This is a genomic window from Microbacterium sp. AR7-10 (genome assembly GCF_001878835.1).
Lineage (GTDB): Bacteria > Actinomycetota > Actinomycetes > Actinomycetales > Microbacteriaceae > Microbacterium > Microbacterium commune.
This window is the reverse complement of record NZ_MJIR01000017.1, coordinates 1-737: the sequence shown is the minus strand read 5'-3', so window position 1 is coordinate 737 and position 737 is coordinate 1. Positions and strand designations below refer to the sequence as shown.

Here is a 737-nt window from a genome sequence, read left to right as displayed (position 1 = left end):
CGATGCGTCGACGAGCGCACGTACGCCGCCGCCCCCGCGAGGCCCACGCCGGAGATCGCGACGGCCGACCTCGCCGACGCGGCGCTGCTGCTCGCCTGCTGGGGCGCACCGGGCGGGGCCGGCCTGCGGCTCATCGACCCGCTGCCGGCCGACAGCCTGCGCCACGCGACCGAGGTGCTGCGCACCCTCGGCGCGGTCGACCACACTGGCCGAGTGACCGACGCAGGACGCGCGCTCTCCCGCATCCCGACCGATCCGCGCCTCGCCAGGGCGCTCCGCGACGGGTCGGCGCTGGCCGGCGCACGCACGGCTGCCGAGGTGGTCGCCCTGGTCGGCGGTGACATCCGTGTCCGCGACGCCGACATCGTCTCGGCCCTCTCGGCGCTTCGGAACGGCCGCGGTCCCGATGCTCAGCGGTGGGCACGCGAGGTCGACCGCCTGATGCGCCTCGCGCCGCCGGCGCGCTCGGGGCGCGGACGAGCAGATGACGCGGGTCTGGTCGTCGCGCTCGCGTTCCCGGGACGGATCGCCAGGCGCGTCGAGCGCTCGTCCGACGGCTCGACATTCCTGCTGGCATCCGGAACCCGCGCGGGAATCAGCGGCCGGCTCGCAGATGCCGAGTGGCTGGCCGTGGCCGACGTGGCGCGCGCGTCCGGTCGCGTCGCCGCGGGCTCAGGAGCGGTGATCCGCGCGGCCGCCGCCATCACCGAGCAGCAGGTCGAGCGCGCCGCCGACCA

Annotated in this window: 1 pseudogene; it reads left to right on the top strand. The window is 76.9% G+C overall.

What is annotated here, in order from left to right:
- Positions 1–737 (top strand): annotated as a pseudogene (locus BFN01_RS01010) (ATP-dependent helicase HrpB); the annotation flags it as partial.